Below are 15232 nucleotides of genomic sequence, written 5' to 3'. Positions count from 1 at the left end.
GCACTCTCGCCGCCACCGATCCTGAGTCGGCGGGCGGCGCTAGTGAAGGTCGTGTGCCTGAGACCGCGCCATAGCGCGCCCTGAGGCACACGAGTCCATGGCCGACAGCGCCGCTACTGAGCGACGGCACTCGCCACGGCGAAGAAGTCCGTCGGAAGCGCGTGGTCCAGGCGCCAAGTGATCGCGATGGGCCGGTCCCCGGTGTGCTCCACATAGTGGGCTGGGCCGAGAAAGAGGTACGGCGAAGTGCCGAACTCGTCCTTCTGCTCGTGGCGCGCGAAGATCAACACGCTGCTTGAGCCGCTGAGGTAGCGCTGGCCGGTCTTGGAGGCGACCGACGTGGTGGACTGCGATTCCCAATGGAACATCGTGGGCGAGACCGGATAGTCGCGGTACATGGTGGTCGGTGAGTAGTCCGACTCGGACTTCTTCAGGGTGACAAAGAAGGCATCAACGTTGTGCTCCTCGGAGTACCACACACCCTCCCGGAAGCTGTTCGGGTTCCTAGGGAAGTTGAGTGCACCCAAGATCTCCTCTCGCTGGTAGCGCGCATGCACCTTGAGAGGAAGATGGCGGAGCGTTCCCGTCAGGTCGATCGTGACGTGTCGCGCCGCCTCGAACGACAGGTCGACGACCGCGGCGATCTCGCGCCGCGTGGCCGCCTCCCGCTGCAACGCGGCGAAGCCCTCCGTCACGCTGCTGAAGCCCCCACCGTCAGACCACAACGAGTTGAACAGCATCCGGGCAAGACGTTGTTCGGTGTCCGAGAGCTCGTCGTAGGCCGGTGCGTCCTCGTCGAGCAGCCGGGCGTAGGCCTGAGCTCGATCGCGGTCGTCGACGTGCGCGAACGCGCGCACTCGCTTGAGGAGCGCTGACTCCAAGTCGGATCCGGGCTCGGTGGGCAATCCCGCGTCTCTCCGCAGCCGAGTCCACGAGTGACTCCCTCGCCTGAGGATGTCGCTCAACTCGATTCCCGAGTCCTCCAGGAACTGGGCGAGTTCGGCTTCGTCGTACCGGCGAAGCTCGGCCACGATCTGTTGCCAACGGTTGGCGATCTGGGACCGAATGTTGTCCAGGACCAGGGCTTGGGCTTGACGATCCATCTCGATCGAGCAGCCCGAGGGGAGGAACGGAAAGCCTTCCTTGACCTGTCGCTCGATGCCGGCACGAGAATCCCCGGTGAGGGCTCGCAGCTTGAGGTCGAAACGAAACTCCTTGCGGTGATAGCCCACGAAGTCGAGCACGGTCAGCACTGCCTTGTCGCGGGTGCGACGCAGTCCCCGACCCAGCTGCTGCAGGAAGATGGTGGCGCTCTCCGTGGGACGCAAAAGCAAGATGGTGTCGGTCTCGGGGATGTCGAGACCTTCATTGAAGAGGTCGGCCGCGAACAGGATGTTGACCGCCCGCGAGCGGAGATTCTTCAGCGCTTGGTCGCGTTCGGCGCGTGCCGTGGTGCCGCTCACGGCGAGGGCAGGTACGCCGGCTTCGTTGAAGACCCGGGCCATGTACTCGGCATGCGCGACGCTGACGCAGAAGCCAAGAGCGCGCATGGCACCGATGCTGGACACCTTGTCACGCAGTTGTTGCAGGACGATGCGCGCACGTGCGTCGTTGCCGGTAAACAGGTTGTCCAGCTCGGTCTCGTCATAGCCACCTTTAGACCAGGTCAGACTTCGCAGGTCCGTTTGATCGGCGGCAACGAAATAGTGAAACGGGCACAAGAGGTCAGCACCCAAGGCGTCCCAGAGTCGAAGTTCCGCCGCAGTGCGCCCGTCGAAGAAGGACCGCACGTCGACACCGTCCGCGCGTTCGGGAGTAGCCGTGAGGCCTAGGAGCTCGCGCGGCTGCAGGTGGTCAAGTATCCGGCGGTAGGTGCGGGCCTCCGCGTGGTGAAACTCGTCGATGACGACGATGTCGAATGCATCCTCGGGGATGGTGGACACGCCGTAAGAGGTCAATGACTGCACGCTCGCGAAGACGTGCTCCCACCGTTCCGGGCGGGCGCCCGCGACGTAGAGCTCGCCGAAGGAGCCGTCGCCGAGGACTTCGCGGTAGGTGCGCAGCGACTGCTCCAGAATCTCGCGTCGATGAGCGACGAAGAGGAGACGCGGTCGGTGGCTTCCGTCGCACAGACGTCGGTAGTCAAGGGCGGCGATCACCGTCTTGCCCGTGCCCGTCGCCGCCACGACGAGATTGCGGTGCCGATCATGGACGCGTCGCTCCACGTCGATGGCGTCCAACATCTCCTGCTGGTAGGGAAACGGCCGGACCTCGATCCCAGATATCGACAGCGTGACTCGGTCACCGGACCGATGACCTCGTGCCGCGGCCAACGCGTCGTCCAGGCGGTCGCGATCGCGGTCCGGGTCATACGGCTCAAACTCCGCGGCGTTCCAATAGGAGTCGAAGGTTGCCTCGAACTTGTGGAGCAAGGCGCCGGTCGCCTGCTGCGACAAGCGAACGTTCCATTCGACGCCCTCCAGGAGCGCACTGGTCGACAGGTTTGACGAGCCGACGTACGCCGTGTCGAACCCGGTGTGACGACGGAACAGCCACGCCTTGGCGTGCAATCGGGTGCGGGCCGCGTCGTATTGAATGCGGATCTCGGCCCCGAAGTCCTTCACCAAACGATCAAGAGCTTCTCTCTCGGTGCCGCCGATGTAGGTCGTGGTGATCACGCGCAATGGAACCCCGGCATCGCGGGCTCGCCTCAGCGGTGACTCCAGCAGACGCAAGCCTCGCCACATCACGAAGGCGCAAAGCAGGTCCACCTTGTCGGCGGACTCGATCTCGGCACGAAGTTCGGCCGCCAGCGATGGTTCATCCGGAGCATTGGTGAGCAGCGCCGCGTCGTTCAACGGCGTCTTCGGTCGCTGGGCATACCGCGCGAGCTGTCCCGGACCTACGGGAGGATGAATACCACGTAACTCGCGGAGGGGTTCGAGCACAGTGGGCTCGGTCGCCTCAATCGCGGCGATTAGGTCATTGGCGACGGCAAGCCGCCGCACCGGGTCCCGCTCGCCGGAAAGTCTGCGGCTAATGGCGGCGCCGATGTGTCGCGCGAGAACGTGCACCTGATCGGCAGGGTCGACTCCTGCGGTGTCGACGTCGAAACCGATAGCTGCTTCGAGCCGTCGCTGCAACTCGGTCGTGACGACGCTTTCGTAGAGCCCGATCTCCATACGACCCCCTCATGAGGGCGTCAGCTTGCCACGGCCTCACATCAATTCATGAGCATTCTCCGACTGTTGAGTGGACTGGCCCCGTGAGGTGCTGGGTCCATCGGGGATCAAGACGGCGAGCTTCTCGCGAGCCGAACGGATGGCGACCGTCGCCTGAGCGGACGTCTCAGCCCGCGCCCGGCCCCACTTGGCGCCGAGGACGGCGAGGGGGCGGAGGAAGACCATGCCGCTCAGCAGCTGGACGGCGACCGATGCGGCGTTGGCGACGCCGATGGTGGAAAGCTCGTCGACCAGCCACTGCTTGACGTCGGCGACGGACTCGCCGTTGCGGATGCGCATGCCGGCGGAGGCGGCGAGGGAGACGACGGCCATCTCGGGGACCATCTGGTTGAGGCCGGGGACGGGGACAAGCGAGCCGGCGATGGAACGGGCCTGCTGGGTGACGCCGAGCGGGTCGATGCCGACGCCGGAGGCGAGGCCGGCGAGGCCGGAGCGGGCGACGCCCTGGATGTGGGTGGTGGCGTCGAGGACGAGCTGGCGCTCGAGGCTGTTGCCGGCTTCGTCCTCGGGTGACTCGGGTGACTCGGGCTCACCGGCTTCCGCCAGGGCCTCGGCGTGGAGCTCGTCGGCGGTGTCCTGGATGGTGTCGGTGAGGCCTTGGAGCTGCTCGTCGGTGAGGTGCTCGAAGTGGGCGACCAGGTCGGCGGCGACCCCGACGGCCGCCTCGGCACCGTGCTGGGCTTCGGCGCTCAGCCGGTCCCATAGGCCGAAGATGTCCTCGGCGACCTCGGCGACCTCTTCGTGCACGAGGGCCAGGGTGTCGGCGGCGGTGGCGCGGGCGACGAGATCGGACCACGCCAGCGACGCGTCGGTGCCGAGCCGGCCGGCCAGCTCGGTCAGAGCCGTGGGGCGCACCCAGCTATCCATCGGACCGGCCGGCCTCGAGCGCATCGACGCGCACGACCAGGCCCTCGATGAGCTGCTGCTGTGCGAGCGTCACCTGCACGAGCTCCTCGATGGCCGTCGTCACCTCGGCCCAGGACTCCTCCTGGGTGACCTTGCGGCGCGTCTGGTCCAAGTGGTGCGTCGCCACCTGCGCGCCGGCGGTTGCCTTGGCGATCGCCTGCTGGGTGCGTTCGTCACCGGTCAGGTCCTTGGCCCGCTGCTTGGCCGCGCCGATCACGTCGCGCCACGAACCTCCGCCACCCTCTGCCATCGTTCCTCCCCCATGCCCTGCTCACAGACCGTGTTCACTTGAAGAGTGATCGACCCGGCCGACGCCCGCAAGGTCGATATCGCGCTGCCGACGATCGTCGCGTCGACGGGGTCGTGGGGGGTGTGCGCGTGCCACTGGCTCCCTGACGTGGACGGCCGTCCCGTGGTGTGGCTCACGGTCGTCAGCGAGCACGAACGCGAGATGCTCGAGCGCGAGGCCTGGCTGCCCAGCCAGGTGACGATGATGCTGATGCGGCAGAACGTCCCGTACGCCGTCACGCGGCACCTGCGGGTGTTCGTGGACTCGCTCGAGGACCAGCGCCGGTTGCTCGCCGACGCGACGGACCCTGACGAGACGCACCGGGGCTAGACGAACCCTTCCTCGACGAGCACCGCGCCCTCGTGGGTGATCACGTGTGCCTGGCCGGAGCCGCCGACGATGCGGATCCAGGACTCGACGTACAGGTACCCGCGCATCAGCCGCACCGAGAACCCTCCGTACATCTCCGGCACCGGGAACCACATCCCTTCCCCCGGAGCCTCGTGGAGCACCTCGACCGGCGGGTACCGCAGGCACTCGCGCAGCGGCTTCCCGTACGAGTCCGCGATCCCGCCCGGCAACCTCAGCCGGCCGTCGATGACCGAGGCCAACCCGGCATCCAGCGCCGCGATCCGTTCCGGTGCCAAGGGCGAGGGCGGCGGTGACAGGGCGGCGAGCAGGTGGTCGTGGCCGCGATCGGCGGCGACGTCGTACGGCGTCCGCCCGTCGTGAGCACGTAACGACCGCAGCGCTCCCCGCTCGACGAGCGACGATGCCACCGGGAGAGGTGCGCCGTGCCAGGCCGCCTGGTGCAGCGGCGTGAACCACGAGTCGCCGCCGAACCGCCACTGGACCGGGGAGACCAGCGGCTCCCCGAGCACGGCCATCACCTCGTCCCAGCGGCCCGCTTTCGCGGCATCGGCCAGCCGGGTCCCGCGCTCCACGACGGCGGGCTTGAGCAGCGACGGCTCGAGGAAGCCCGTCCAGATGAGACCCACGGGGCGACGTTAGTCCGTGCTGTGCGTGGAGATGCCGGGCTCGATGCCGAGGGACCGCAGCCAGGTCGACTCACCGCGGTGCACGATCTCCTCGGCGTGGACGGCGAGCAGGTCGAGGACGTCGTCGCCTGGAGATCCGCCCAAGGCCGACACGACTCGCGGCACCAGGGCGGCGGGGGCAGTCACCCAGTACTCGTACTCGGCGTACCCCAGCCAGCCGTTGAGGTCCTGCCCCTCGAAGACCAGGTCCCCGTCGTCGGTGATGACCGCCTGGACGAAGAGCCGGTCGCGCCTCCAAATGGTGCGCCGGGTCTCCACGAGGTCAGGCTAGGCCGGGGTCGAGGCGGTACACGACATCGTCGTTGAACGCCGAGGTCCACACCGCGTCGTCGGTGACGAGCACGCTGCCGCCGCTGGGCACCGGGTCGGCGACGTACTGCGTCGTCGCGCCGGTGGCCAGGTCGAGACGGAACAGGAATCCGGCCGCCTGACGGACCCACACGGCGTCGGTCGTGGCGACGACGTCACCTTCCGCGCCGGCCACCAGGTCCTCGTACGTCGCCAACGGTTCGAGGTCGGCTGAGAACTGGTGCAGGCCCGTGCCGGTGCTGACCCAGACCTGGTCGCCGATCGCACTGATGTTGGTCGGATGTGGCACGTCGGCCCGCGCGACGACCTCGCCGGTCGTGGCGTCCAGCGCCAGCACCAGGTCGGCCAGCAGGCAGGTCGCGTACACGCGACCGGCCGTCGCCGCCAGCTGGAAGCAGCGCTGGTCCAGAGGCCAGGTGCGCCTCCTCCGGGTGTCGGTGTCCAGATAGGTCAGATGGTCGCCCGTGCCCGACAACACCCACACGCGGCCGTCCACCACCGGCAGGGTCAGCTGGTCGAAGACCTTGTCGATCCTGACCCGGTCCAGGACCTCGAGCGTGTCCGGGTCGAGCCGCACCACGTCGGTCCCGTCGCGACCGGCCGAGCAGGCCCACAGGCTGGTGCCGTCCGTACCGATGCCGGTGCAGTAATGACCGGCGTCGTTGTAGGTGTCGATCGTCGCGCTGCCGACCACTGTCGCATCCGCCGCGTCGACCCGGACGACCGTCCCCGTGTCGGTCTTGACGTACACCGAGTCCCCGAACGCCGCGAGCCCGTCCGGCTGCGCGACCTCGACCTGGGCCGTCAGCCAAGCCGACTGGTCGACCGAGGCGGGTGGCGTCAACGGTGTCGGCTGCGGCGCCGGCGTCGACGACTCGGAACCGGAGCAGCCCGCCACCAGCACGCAGGCCAGCACACCCACGACTGCCCTCGCCCCGGCCATGGCGTGATGGTGGGCTCCGACGCGGAGGGCGGTCAACGCCCTACCCTCACGGCCATGAGGGCGGTGCCACTGCCAAGTCCACCGGAGTGGGTGCGCGCGTACGACCGCACCTGGCTGCGCGGCGACCTGCTCGCCGGCGTGACGGTGACGGCGTACCTCATCCCGCAGGTGATGGCATACGCCGAGGTCGCCGGCGTCCCGTCCGAAGCCGCGCTCTGGGCGGTGGTCGGCGGGCTGACCGTGTACGTCGTGATCGGCTCGTCGCGTCAGCTCAGCGTGGGCCCGGAGTCGACGACGGCGCTGATGACCGCGACCGCGCTGGGCCCGCTGGTGGCCGTGGGCGACAGCCGGGTACCGCTGGCGGCCGCCCTGGCGCTGATGGTCGGGGCCTGCTGCCTCGCGGGCTGGGCGCTCCGGCTCGGCGCGCTGGCCGACCTGCTGTCGCGGCCGGTGCTGGTCGGGTACCTGGCCGGCATCGCCTTCACGATGGCCGCCTCGCAGCTGGGCAAGCTGCTCGGCATCGAGGAGGACGCCTCGTCGTTCGTCGACGAGGTGCGCCAGGTGTTCTCCCACCTCGACCGGATGCACGCGCCGACCGCGACCCTCGGCCTGGTCACGCTCGCCGCCCTGCTCACGATCGCGCACTTCTTCCCGCGAGCACCGACGGCCCTGATCGGCATGCTCGGCGCGACGGCGGCGGTGTGGCTGCTCGGCCTGAAGGACCACGGCATCGCGACCGTCGGCGAGATCCCGGGCGGTCTCGCCGTACCCGGCCTCCCGGACGTCGCGTCCCAGGACCTGACCGCGCTCATCGGCCCGGCGGTCGGCATCGCGTTCGTCGCCTACACCGACAACATCCTCACCGGCCGGGCGTTCGCCTCGCGTCATGGCGAGACGGTCGACGCCCAGCGCGAGCTCTTCGCCCTGGGCGGCGCCAACCTCGGCGCCGGCCTGGTCGGCGGACTCCCGGTCAGCAGCAGCGGCAGCCGCACGGCGATCGGCGACGCCGTCGGTCAACGCACCCAGCTGGGGGGCGCCGTCACCGTGCTGTGCACGATCCTCGCCATCCTGGTCCTGCGTCCGGTGCTGGCGGCGTTCCCGGTCGCGGGACTCGCGGCGGTCGTCGTGTACGCCGCCACCCGGCTCGTCGACGTCCGCGAGCTCGTCCGGTTCGGCCGGTTCCGCCTCAGCGAGCTGGTCCTCGCGCTCGCCACGACCGTCTCCGTGCTGGCGCTCGACGTGCTCCTCGGCATCGTGGCGGCCATCGCGCTCTCGGTCCTCGACCTGCTGCGCCGGGTCGCCCGACCGCACGATGCTGTCCTGGGCATCGTGCCCGGGATGGCCGGCATGCACGACGTGGACGACTACCCGTCGGCCACCGTCGTCCCCGGCCTGATGATCTACCGCTACGACTCGCCGCTCTTCTTCGCCAACGCCGAGGACTTCCGGCTGCGTGCGCTCAGGTCCGTCGACGAGGCGGAGACGCCGGTGCGCTGGTTCGTGCTCAACGCCGAGGCCGTCTCCGAGGTCGACATCACGGCGGCCGACGCGCTGGAACAGCTGAGGGCCGAGCTCGAACGCCGCGGCATCAGCGTCGGGCTCTCCCGGATGAAGCAGGAGCTGCGTGAGGACCTCGCGACGACGCCGTTCCTGCGACACATCTCGCCCGATCGGATCTTCGCCACGCTGCCGACGACGGTCGAGGCCTACCAGGCATGGGTGCAAGGTCAGCTGAACCCGTGACGCGCGAGGGGCGCGATCAGCTCGCGCTCCTCGTAGGCCAGGTGGGACAGGAGCGTGTCGGTCAGCAGGTCCAGGGCGCGCTGCAGCTCGTCGAGGGCGGCGGTCGCGTCGGCGCCGTACGACGGGGCGCCGACGAGGCCCACGAGGGCGTCGTCGACCTGCTCCAGGACGTCGTGGATGACGACGTGCTCCTCGGAGAGCCGGTCCAGGACCGCGCCGAGGTCGGGTTCGCTGCGCCGCAGGTGCGTGAACACCGAGTGGTCCTCGAGCGTGTGGTGGCCGGTGACGATGCGGCAGTAGGACTCGCAGTACGCCCCGAGCGTCCAGTTGTTCTGCCGCATCGTCATGGTGTTGATGACCGACCGGGCGGCGCCGACACCCATCTGCCCGCGGCGTACCTGGTCGACGATGTCGCGCACCTGCTCCAGCTCGGCGCGCAGGTGGTCGTGGATGTCGACGAGGTGCTGGGGGATGGTGGGTTGGAGGTACGGCGCCTCGCTCGCGGGCGCGCTCGGGCGGGCCGACTCGTCCCAGGGGAGTGCGGCGGACAGGCGGGTCCCGTCGTCCGGCGTGGGGGTGGGGAGGTCGGGGTCGTGCGGCGCCGGGGTCTCGACACGGGCTCGCTGACGCTCGCCCGGCCCGACCACCATGGTGTGTCCGGAGCGTCCCGCGGCGACGAGGTCGCGGACGGCGGGAGCGACCTCGGTCGCGAAGCGGCGCAGCTCGTCCGGGTCGTCGGAGCCGAGGATGAAGGTGCTGGTGCCGTGCTCGAGCGTCAGGGAGGCGAGGCGCTCGGCCATCACGGCGGGCGTGCCGCGGAGGTACTCGTGGCCGCCGAAGATGTTGAGCATCCGCCGGACGGCCTGGGGCGCGCGGCCGGCCGCCACGGCGGCCTCGTCGATGGCGGCGTTCATGCGGGGCAGGGCGTCGGGCGTGACGTACCCGAGGCTGGGGAGCCAGCCGTCCGCGAGCCGGCCGGTCAGCCGCAGCATCCGCGGCTTCAGCGCGCCGAGCCAGATCTGCACGTCGTGCACCGGCGCCGGACCGGCGTGCATGCCCTTGATGGAGTAGTAGGTGCCGTCGACGTCGGCAGCACGCCCGCCGCCGGCCGCCCACACGGCGCGGATGACCGCGATCGCCTCCTCGAGGGCGTCGACGGCCTCGCGGGGCGACCGGCGGGGTCCGCCGACGGCGACGATGGCGTCCCAGAACGCCCCGGCCCCGAGGCCGAGCTCGGCGCGACCGTCGCTGAGGACGTCGAGCGAGGCGACGGACTGGGCCAGCACGGCCGGCGGGCGCAGCGGGAGGTTGGCGACGTTGAGGGCCACCCGCACCGCCGACGTGCGCGCGGCGATCGCCGACAGGAGGGTCCAGGCGTCCAGGTGCCTGGCCTGGTACGGGTGGTCCTGCACGGTGACCAGGTCGTACGCGAGCACGTCGGCCAGCTGCGCCAGCTCGAGCGTCCGGGCCGCGGCCAGCGCGTCCGGGGACAGGAAGACGCCGAACTCCAGGTCATGGCCGTAGTCCACGGGGGCGAACCTATCCGAGACGCCCCAGAAGCGGACCGCCGTCCGGTTCGGGCCGATGTGGGGGCGACGGCATAACACCCCTCGCCCGGCCGCGACGCGGGAACGCCCGAGATTTAACCCAAAGTCGGTCTGGACCTCTTGCCGCGGCGCTATCCCGACCCCAGGCCCGCTCCTAGACTCGATGGCACGTCGTCTGGGGCCAAGGGGAGGGCACACGATGGAGTCGTCGCAGGTCATCAATCATCTCGTGCGGACGTCAGGGGTGGCGGTCCACGAGGCCACCGCGTTCGTGGAGGCCGTGCACGAGATCGTCGAGGAGATGGTCACCGACGACGTCTCGGTCATCGCGCCGCCGCTGATCATCGGCCGCTTCGGCTGCCCGGTCCTGGACCGTATGTTCATGCGCCTGGAGGACCCGCGCTGGGTCCTCCCGGAGAGCCTGGACGTCTCCCCGCAGGAGCTCGCCGGCATCCTCCGGCTGCCCGTCGACGTCCTCGAGGCCTACCCGGTCGTCGGCCGGTTCGGGCTGCTCGCCAAGGTCCTGGACCGTCTCTCGGTCTCCGACGAGGACGCCGAGAAGTACCTCCAGCTCCTCGACACCTGGCTCGGCACGTACGCCGAGGGCTCGGGCCGCGACTTCGAGGTGCTGCCCACCGGCAGCCGCGAGGCGTTCCGCGGCTGGCTGCTGGACCGGTTCGACCTGCTCGGCCGGTTCGGGTACCCGGCCCGGCTCGCCGACCTGGACACCGACCGGCTCGACGGCCGCGCGCACAGCTTCGAGGACGGCCGCCGTCCCGACCTGGTCGCGCGCATCACCGACGACGGCGACGTCGTCAAGCGCGGCGACTGGCTGGTCGTCTCGTACAAAGCGACCGCCGTCGGCCACAACGCCCACGACGAGCTCGCGGGGCACGTCGACTGGCTGCGCGCGGAGCTCGGCCCGCGGCTCAACAACGCCGAGGTGCACGGCCTGCTGATCGCCGACGGCGCCAGCCTGCTGCTCGAGCGGGCGCTGCGCGAGCGCGGCTTCGGCTACCTCTCCCTGTCCGCGCTGGGCTACCGCCACTGGGTCCGCAGCCACACCCGCGTCGCCGTCATCGGGGACCCGGACGCGACCGCGATCGCCTACCCCGCCACCATCCGGCTGGGGTCGCTCTCGCCGGTCGCCGGCTAGGCCCACGAAGTACGGGGCGGGAACGTTCCGGACCACTAGCCTGAGCCCGTGCCAGATGCGGTGTTCGACGGTGACCCCCAGGCGCGGGTGAAGGACCGCGACCGGGACCGCGCGATCTACGTGATCGACGCGGCGCTGCGCAACCACCAGATCAGCCAGCAGGACCGGGACCTGCGCCTCGAGCGCGTGCGCTCGGCCTCGACGGTCGGCGAGCTCGACCTGCTGGTCCGCGACATCGCCGCGACACCCGCGCCGCCACCCGCGACCGCCATCGTCCCGCCCCCTTCGGCACCGGCGGCCGACCCCTACGCGACGGGCACGCCACGACCCACGGCTCCCGTGCCGTCCGACCTCTACGGACCACCACACACCACGAGCACGACGAGCACGAAGACCCGGACGCTGACCACCTCGGGCAAGACCGGCCGCAAGGTGGCGTTCGGCTGTCTCGGGGTCGCCCTGCTCTTCTTCATCGGCCCGGTGATCGCCGGGGTCGCCCTCTTCAGCACCCGCGTGGGCAGCTCCGAGGACCCGACGACGACGACCGACCCGATCCCGGTCGGTCCGGCGTTCGAGCTGACCCGCGAGGGCATCCGCGACTACGTCACGACGTTCGAGGACAGCTTCGACGACAGCCAGGTCGTGCGGTCGGTCTTCTACGACGGGTACGTCGTGTCCTGGGTGCCGGCGGGCGACGGCAACGTGGCCATCTGGAACTACCTCAACGGCGCGTTCGAGCAGCTCGGAGACCCGATGGACGGGAGCCAGGACACCGGACCGGTCGACCTCGCCGACCTCCGCCCGGGCAAGGTGATGTCGCTGGTCGACACCGCCCGCACCACGCTCGGCGTCACCGATCCGACCACGACGTACGTGATCTACGACCGCAACATCATCGACAACGACCCGCAGGTCGCGGTGTACGTCACCAACGACGCCGGCGACAGCGGGTACCTCCTCGGCGACGTCAACGGGAAGGTCATCTCGACCCAGGCCGACGGCGGCTAGCGAGCCGTGGCGTCGCGGTAGATCGCCAGCGTCTGCTCGGCGATCGCGCCCCAGCTGAACGCGTCGATCGCGCGCTGCCGGCCCGCCCTGCCCATCTCCCGCGCGCGGTCCGGGTCGCCGACCACCTCGTTGAGGGCAGCGGCGAAGTCGGCGACGTACTTCTCGGGGTCGAGCGGGGTGCCCGTGCCGTCGGTGGCCTGGTCGATCGGGACGAGGCGTCCGGTGGTGCCGTCGACGACGACCTCCGGGATGCCGCCGGTCGCGGTCGCGACGACGGCCGTCTCGCACGCCATCGCCTCGAGGTTGACGATGCCGAGCGGCTCGTAGATCGACGGGCACGCGAACACCGTCGCGGCCGACAGCAGCGCGACCACGTCGGGGCGCGGGAGCATCTCGCGGATCCACACCACGCCGCTGCGGGTCTGCTGCAGCTCCTCGACCAGGCCCAGCACCTCGGCCTCGATCTCGGGGGTGTCGGGAGCGCCGGCACAGAGCACCAGCTGGACGTCCGGTGGCAGCTGGGCAGCGGCGCGCAGGAACAGCGGCAACCCCTTCTGGCGGGTGATCCGGCCGACGAAGATCACCGACGGGCGGTCGGGGTCGACGCCGAGCTCACGCACGCGGTCGGGCGCGTCCACGCGGGCCCAGTCGTCGGTGTCGATGCCGTTGTGCACGACCTTCACGCGGTCGGGGTCGATGTCGGGGTACGACGCCAGCACGTCGTCGCGCATCGCCGCCGACACGGCGATGACCCGCGCCGCGGCGAGGTAGGACGTCTTCTCGACCCAGGACGAGACGGCGTACCCGCCGCCGAGCTGCTCGGCCTTCCACGGGCGCAGCGGCTCCAGCGAGTGGGCCGTGATCACGTGCGGCACGCCGTACAGCAGGGAGGAGACGTGACCGGCGAAGTTGGCGTACCAGGTGTGGGAGTGCACGAGGTCGGCACCCTCGCAGCCCGGGACGATCGCCAGGTCGACGCCCATCGTCTTGATCGCGCCGTTCGCGGTCGCGAGCTCGTCGAGATCGGCGTACGCCGTGGTGCCGGCCTCGTCGCGCGGCTTGCCGAAAGCGTGCACCCGCGTCTCGAGCCCGTCGATCTGTCGGAGCGCCCTCACGAGCTCCGCGACGTGGACTCCGGCACCCCCGTAGACCTCGGGCGGGTACTCCTTGCTGACCACGTCGACGCGCACCCTGCTGAAACTACCCCTCCCGGCGGGGCACGGGCACCGGCTACGTTGGCGAGCATGGCCGCCGGACAGAGAAGGAACGTGCTCGCCATCGTGCTCGCCGGTGGGGAGGGGAAGCGGCTGATGCCGCTGACGGCCGACCGAGCCAAGCCGGCCGTGCCGTTCGCGGGGATCTACCGCCTGATCGACTTCGCGTTGTCGAACGTCGTGAACTCCGGGTACCTGAAGATCGTGGTGCTGACGCAGTACAAGTCGCACAGCCTCGACCGTCACGTGACCCAGACCTGGCGGATGTCGACGATGCTGGGCAACTACGTCACGCCGGTGCCGGCGCAGCAGCGCGTGGGCAAGCACTGGTACCTCGGCAGCGCCGACGCGATCTTCCAGTCGCTGAACCTGATGAACGACGAGAAGCCGGACATCGTGGTGGTCGTCGGCGCCGACCACGTCTACCGCATGGACTTCTCGCAGATGGTCGACCAGCACGTCGACTCCGGCGCGTCGTGCACCGTCGCGGCCATCCGGCAGCCGATCTCGCTGGCCGACCAGTTCGGCGTCATCGACGTGCAGCCCAACGACACCAACTCCATCCGCGAGTTCCTCGAGAAGCCGAAGGACCCGGTCGGGCTTCCGGACAGCCCCCACGAGGTCCTCGCGTCCATGGGCAACTACGTCTTCGACGCCGACGCGCTGGTGGAGGCGGTGACGCTCGACGCGACGATGCACGGCTCGAAGCACGACATGGGCGGCGACATCGTGCCCGCGTTCGTACGCCGCGGGGCGGCAGGCGTCTACGACTTCAAGGACAACCTGGTGCCGGGCTCGACCGACCGGGACCGCGGGTACTGGCGAGACGTCGGCACCATGGCCTCGTACTACGCCGCCCACATGGACGTCGTCTCGCCGCTGCCGGTGTTCAACCTCTACAACTTCGACTGGCCGATCTACACCTCGTACGGCCCGCAGCCGCCGGTGAAGGTGGGGCAGGGCGCCGACGGCCAGCCGTCGCGCACCGACGAGTCGCTGCTCTCACCCGGGGTCGTCATCACGGGAGGTACGGTCAACCGCTCGGTGCTGTCGCCGGCCGTGCGCGTCGACAACGGCGCGATCGTGTCGGACTCGGTGGTCATGCACGACGTGCACGTCGGCTCCGGTGCCGTCGTGCGCAACGCGATCATCGACAAGTCCGTGGAGATCCCCGCAGGAGCCCGCATCGGGCTCGACCAGGAGGCCGACCTCGCTCGCGGCTTCATGGTCGAGGACGGGCTGACCGTCGTCGGCAAGGGACAGAAGGTGACACTCTGACGGAACGCCGCCCGTGGGTGGCCCGTCGTACTGCCATGAAGCGACTTCTCGGACCGGTTCTCCTCGTTGCCCTGGTGCTGGCGGGGTGCGGCGACGCGGCCTCGGACACGGCCAGCGATCCTGCCCCCTCGACCGGCACGCCGACCGACTCGGCTTCGACCTCGCCCCCGACCGTTGACCCCAGCAGCGGCGTCGAGGCCCAGACCGTCGCGATCCTGTCCCAGACGGCGGCCGGCGGCCGGGTCGACCTGAACGCCGTCCCGCTGGCCGACGAAGGCGCGCGTCACGAGTTCGCGGCCCAGTTCAACCGGCCGAACATGGAGAACAAGATCGCCAGGGCCGTCGCGTCCGCGACGATCCCGGAGGGCTTCACGCTGATGGGTGCGGTGGTCTCCATCGGCTGCGACGTACCTCCCGGCGTCACCGTGACCCAGAGTCCCGACGGCTGGGTGGTGCAGCCGGATCCGGTGGCGAGCCCGCTGAAGGAGTGCTTCGCGGCGGTGACCACCGTCGCCCTGGTCGCGGTGCCGGCCTGAGCC

14 protein-coding genes are annotated in these 15232 nt (G+C 70.0%); 6 read left to right on the top strand and 8 right to left on the bottom strand.

Annotation, left to right across the window (positions count from 1 at the left end; genetic code table 11):
• Nucleotides 1-113 precede the first annotated feature (113 nt).
• The 3 genes from ISU07_RS10270 to ISU07_RS10260 are packed head-to-tail and all read right to left on the bottom strand — an operon-like array spanning nt 114 to nt 4398.
• Nucleotides 114-3182 (bottom strand): DUF3427 domain-containing protein, encoded by a 3069-nt coding sequence (locus ISU07_RS10270; RefSeq protein WP_194706705.1) that lies wholly within the window; start codon nt 3180-3182, stop codon nt 114-116.
• Nucleotides 3183-3218: 36 nt separating this feature from the next.
• The gene (locus ISU07_RS10265; protein WP_194706704.1) at nt 3219-4097 is read right to left on the bottom strand and encodes a hypothetical protein; all 879 of its coding nucleotides are present in this window, start codon (nt 4095-4097) and stop codon (nt 3219-3221) included.
• A gap of 4 nt (nt 4098-4101) precedes the next feature.
• Nucleotides 4102-4398 (bottom strand): hypothetical protein, encoded by a 297-nt coding sequence (locus ISU07_RS10260; RefSeq protein WP_194706703.1) that lies wholly within the window; start codon nt 4396-4398, stop codon nt 4102-4104.
• 45 nt (nt 4399-4443) lie between these two features.
• On the opposite strand from ISU07_RS10260, the gene ISU07_RS10255 reads away from it, so the two are divergent.
• Complete coding sequence (locus ISU07_RS10255) at nt 4444-4767, top strand: hypothetical protein (protein WP_194706702.1); 324 nt, start codon at nt 4444-4446, stop codon at nt 4765-4767.
• Here the strand turns inward: ISU07_RS10255 and ISU07_RS10250 are convergent.
• Genes ISU07_RS10250 through ISU07_RS10240 form a run of 3 tightly spaced genes read right to left on the bottom strand, consistent with a single transcriptional unit; the run spans nt 4764 to nt 6747 of the window.
• On the bottom strand, nt 4764-5435 hold the full coding sequence (locus tag ISU07_RS10250; protein WP_228521668.1) for an ankyrin repeat domain-containing protein: 672 nt from the start codon (nt 5433-5435) through the stop codon (nt 4764-4766). The genes ISU07_RS10255 and ISU07_RS10250 overlap by 4 nt on opposite strands.
• A 9-nt stretch (nt 5436-5444) precedes the next feature.
• A complete protein-coding gene (locus ISU07_RS10245) occupies nt 5445-5753 on the bottom strand; it encodes a hypothetical protein (RefSeq protein ID WP_194706701.1) in 309 nt (102 codons plus the stop codon).
• Nucleotides 5754-5757: 4 nt separating this feature from the next.
• Nucleotides 5758-6747 (bottom strand): PQQ-binding-like beta-propeller repeat protein, encoded by a 990-nt coding sequence (locus tag ISU07_RS10240; RefSeq protein WP_194706700.1) that lies wholly within the window; start codon nt 6745-6747, stop codon nt 5758-5760.
• 54 nt (nt 6748-6801) lie between these two features.
• Between ISU07_RS10240 and ISU07_RS10235 the strand changes: the two genes are divergently transcribed.
• Nucleotides 6802-8490 carry a SulP family inorganic anion transporter gene (locus ISU07_RS10235; RefSeq protein ID WP_194706699.1) on the top strand — a complete coding sequence of 563 codons (1689 nt, stop codon included), beginning with the start codon at nt 6802-6804 and terminating at the stop codon, nt 8488-8490.
• Here ISU07_RS10235 and ISU07_RS10230 read toward each other — a convergent pair.
• Nucleotides 8475-10019 (bottom strand): LLM class flavin-dependent oxidoreductase, encoded by a 1545-nt coding sequence (locus ISU07_RS10230; RefSeq protein ID WP_323742535.1) that lies wholly within the window; start codon nt 10017-10019, stop codon nt 8475-8477. The two genes, ISU07_RS10235 and ISU07_RS10230, sit on opposite strands and share 16 nt — an antisense overlap.
• A gap of 217 nt (nt 10020-10236) precedes the next feature.
• Here ISU07_RS10230 and ISU07_RS10225 point away from each other — a divergent pair, with 217 nt between their 5' ends.
• Nucleotides 10237-11193 carry a hypothetical protein gene (locus tag ISU07_RS10225; protein ID WP_194706697.1) on the top strand — a complete coding sequence of 319 codons (957 nt, stop codon included), beginning with the start codon at nt 10237-10239 and terminating at the stop codon, nt 11191-11193.
• Nucleotides 11194-11241: 48 nt separating this feature from the next.
• Nucleotides 11242-12201: a DUF1707 SHOCT-like domain-containing protein gene (locus ISU07_RS10220; RefSeq protein WP_194706696.1), complete on the top strand. Its 960-nt coding sequence runs from the start codon at nt 11242-11244 to the stop codon at nt 12199-12201.
• On the opposite strand, the gene glgA is transcribed toward ISU07_RS10220, so the two are convergent.
• Nucleotides 12198-13391 carry a glycogen synthase gene (gene glgA, locus ISU07_RS10215; RefSeq protein WP_194706695.1) on the bottom strand — a complete coding sequence of 398 codons (1194 nt, stop codon included), beginning with the start codon at nt 13389-13391 and terminating at the stop codon, nt 12198-12200. The two genes, ISU07_RS10220 and glgA, sit on opposite strands and share 4 nt — an antisense overlap.
• A 54-nt stretch (nt 13392-13445) precedes the next feature.
• On the opposite strand from glgA, the gene glgC reads away from it, so the two are divergent.
• Both glgC and ISU07_RS10205 read left to right on the top strand, forming a co-directional pair.
• Nucleotides 13446-14693 carry a glucose-1-phosphate adenylyltransferase gene (glgC, locus tag ISU07_RS10210; RefSeq protein WP_194706694.1) on the top strand — a complete coding sequence of 416 codons (1248 nt, stop codon included), beginning with the start codon at nt 13446-13448 and terminating at the stop codon, nt 14691-14693.
• A gap of 35 nt (nt 14694-14728) precedes the next feature.
• A complete protein-coding gene (locus ISU07_RS10205; RefSeq protein ID WP_194706693.1) occupies nt 14729-15229 on the top strand; it encodes a hypothetical protein in 501 nt (166 codons plus the stop codon).
• Nucleotides 15230-15232: the final 3 nt, after the last annotated feature.

The sequence above is a fragment of the Nocardioides islandensis genome, from assembly GCF_015352455.1.
Classification (GTDB): domain Bacteria; phylum Actinomycetota; class Actinomycetes; order Propionibacteriales; family Nocardioidaceae; genus Nocardioides; species Nocardioides islandensis.
Note: the sequence above shows the minus strand (reverse complement) of the source record. Positions and strands in the feature narration are given on the sequence as shown.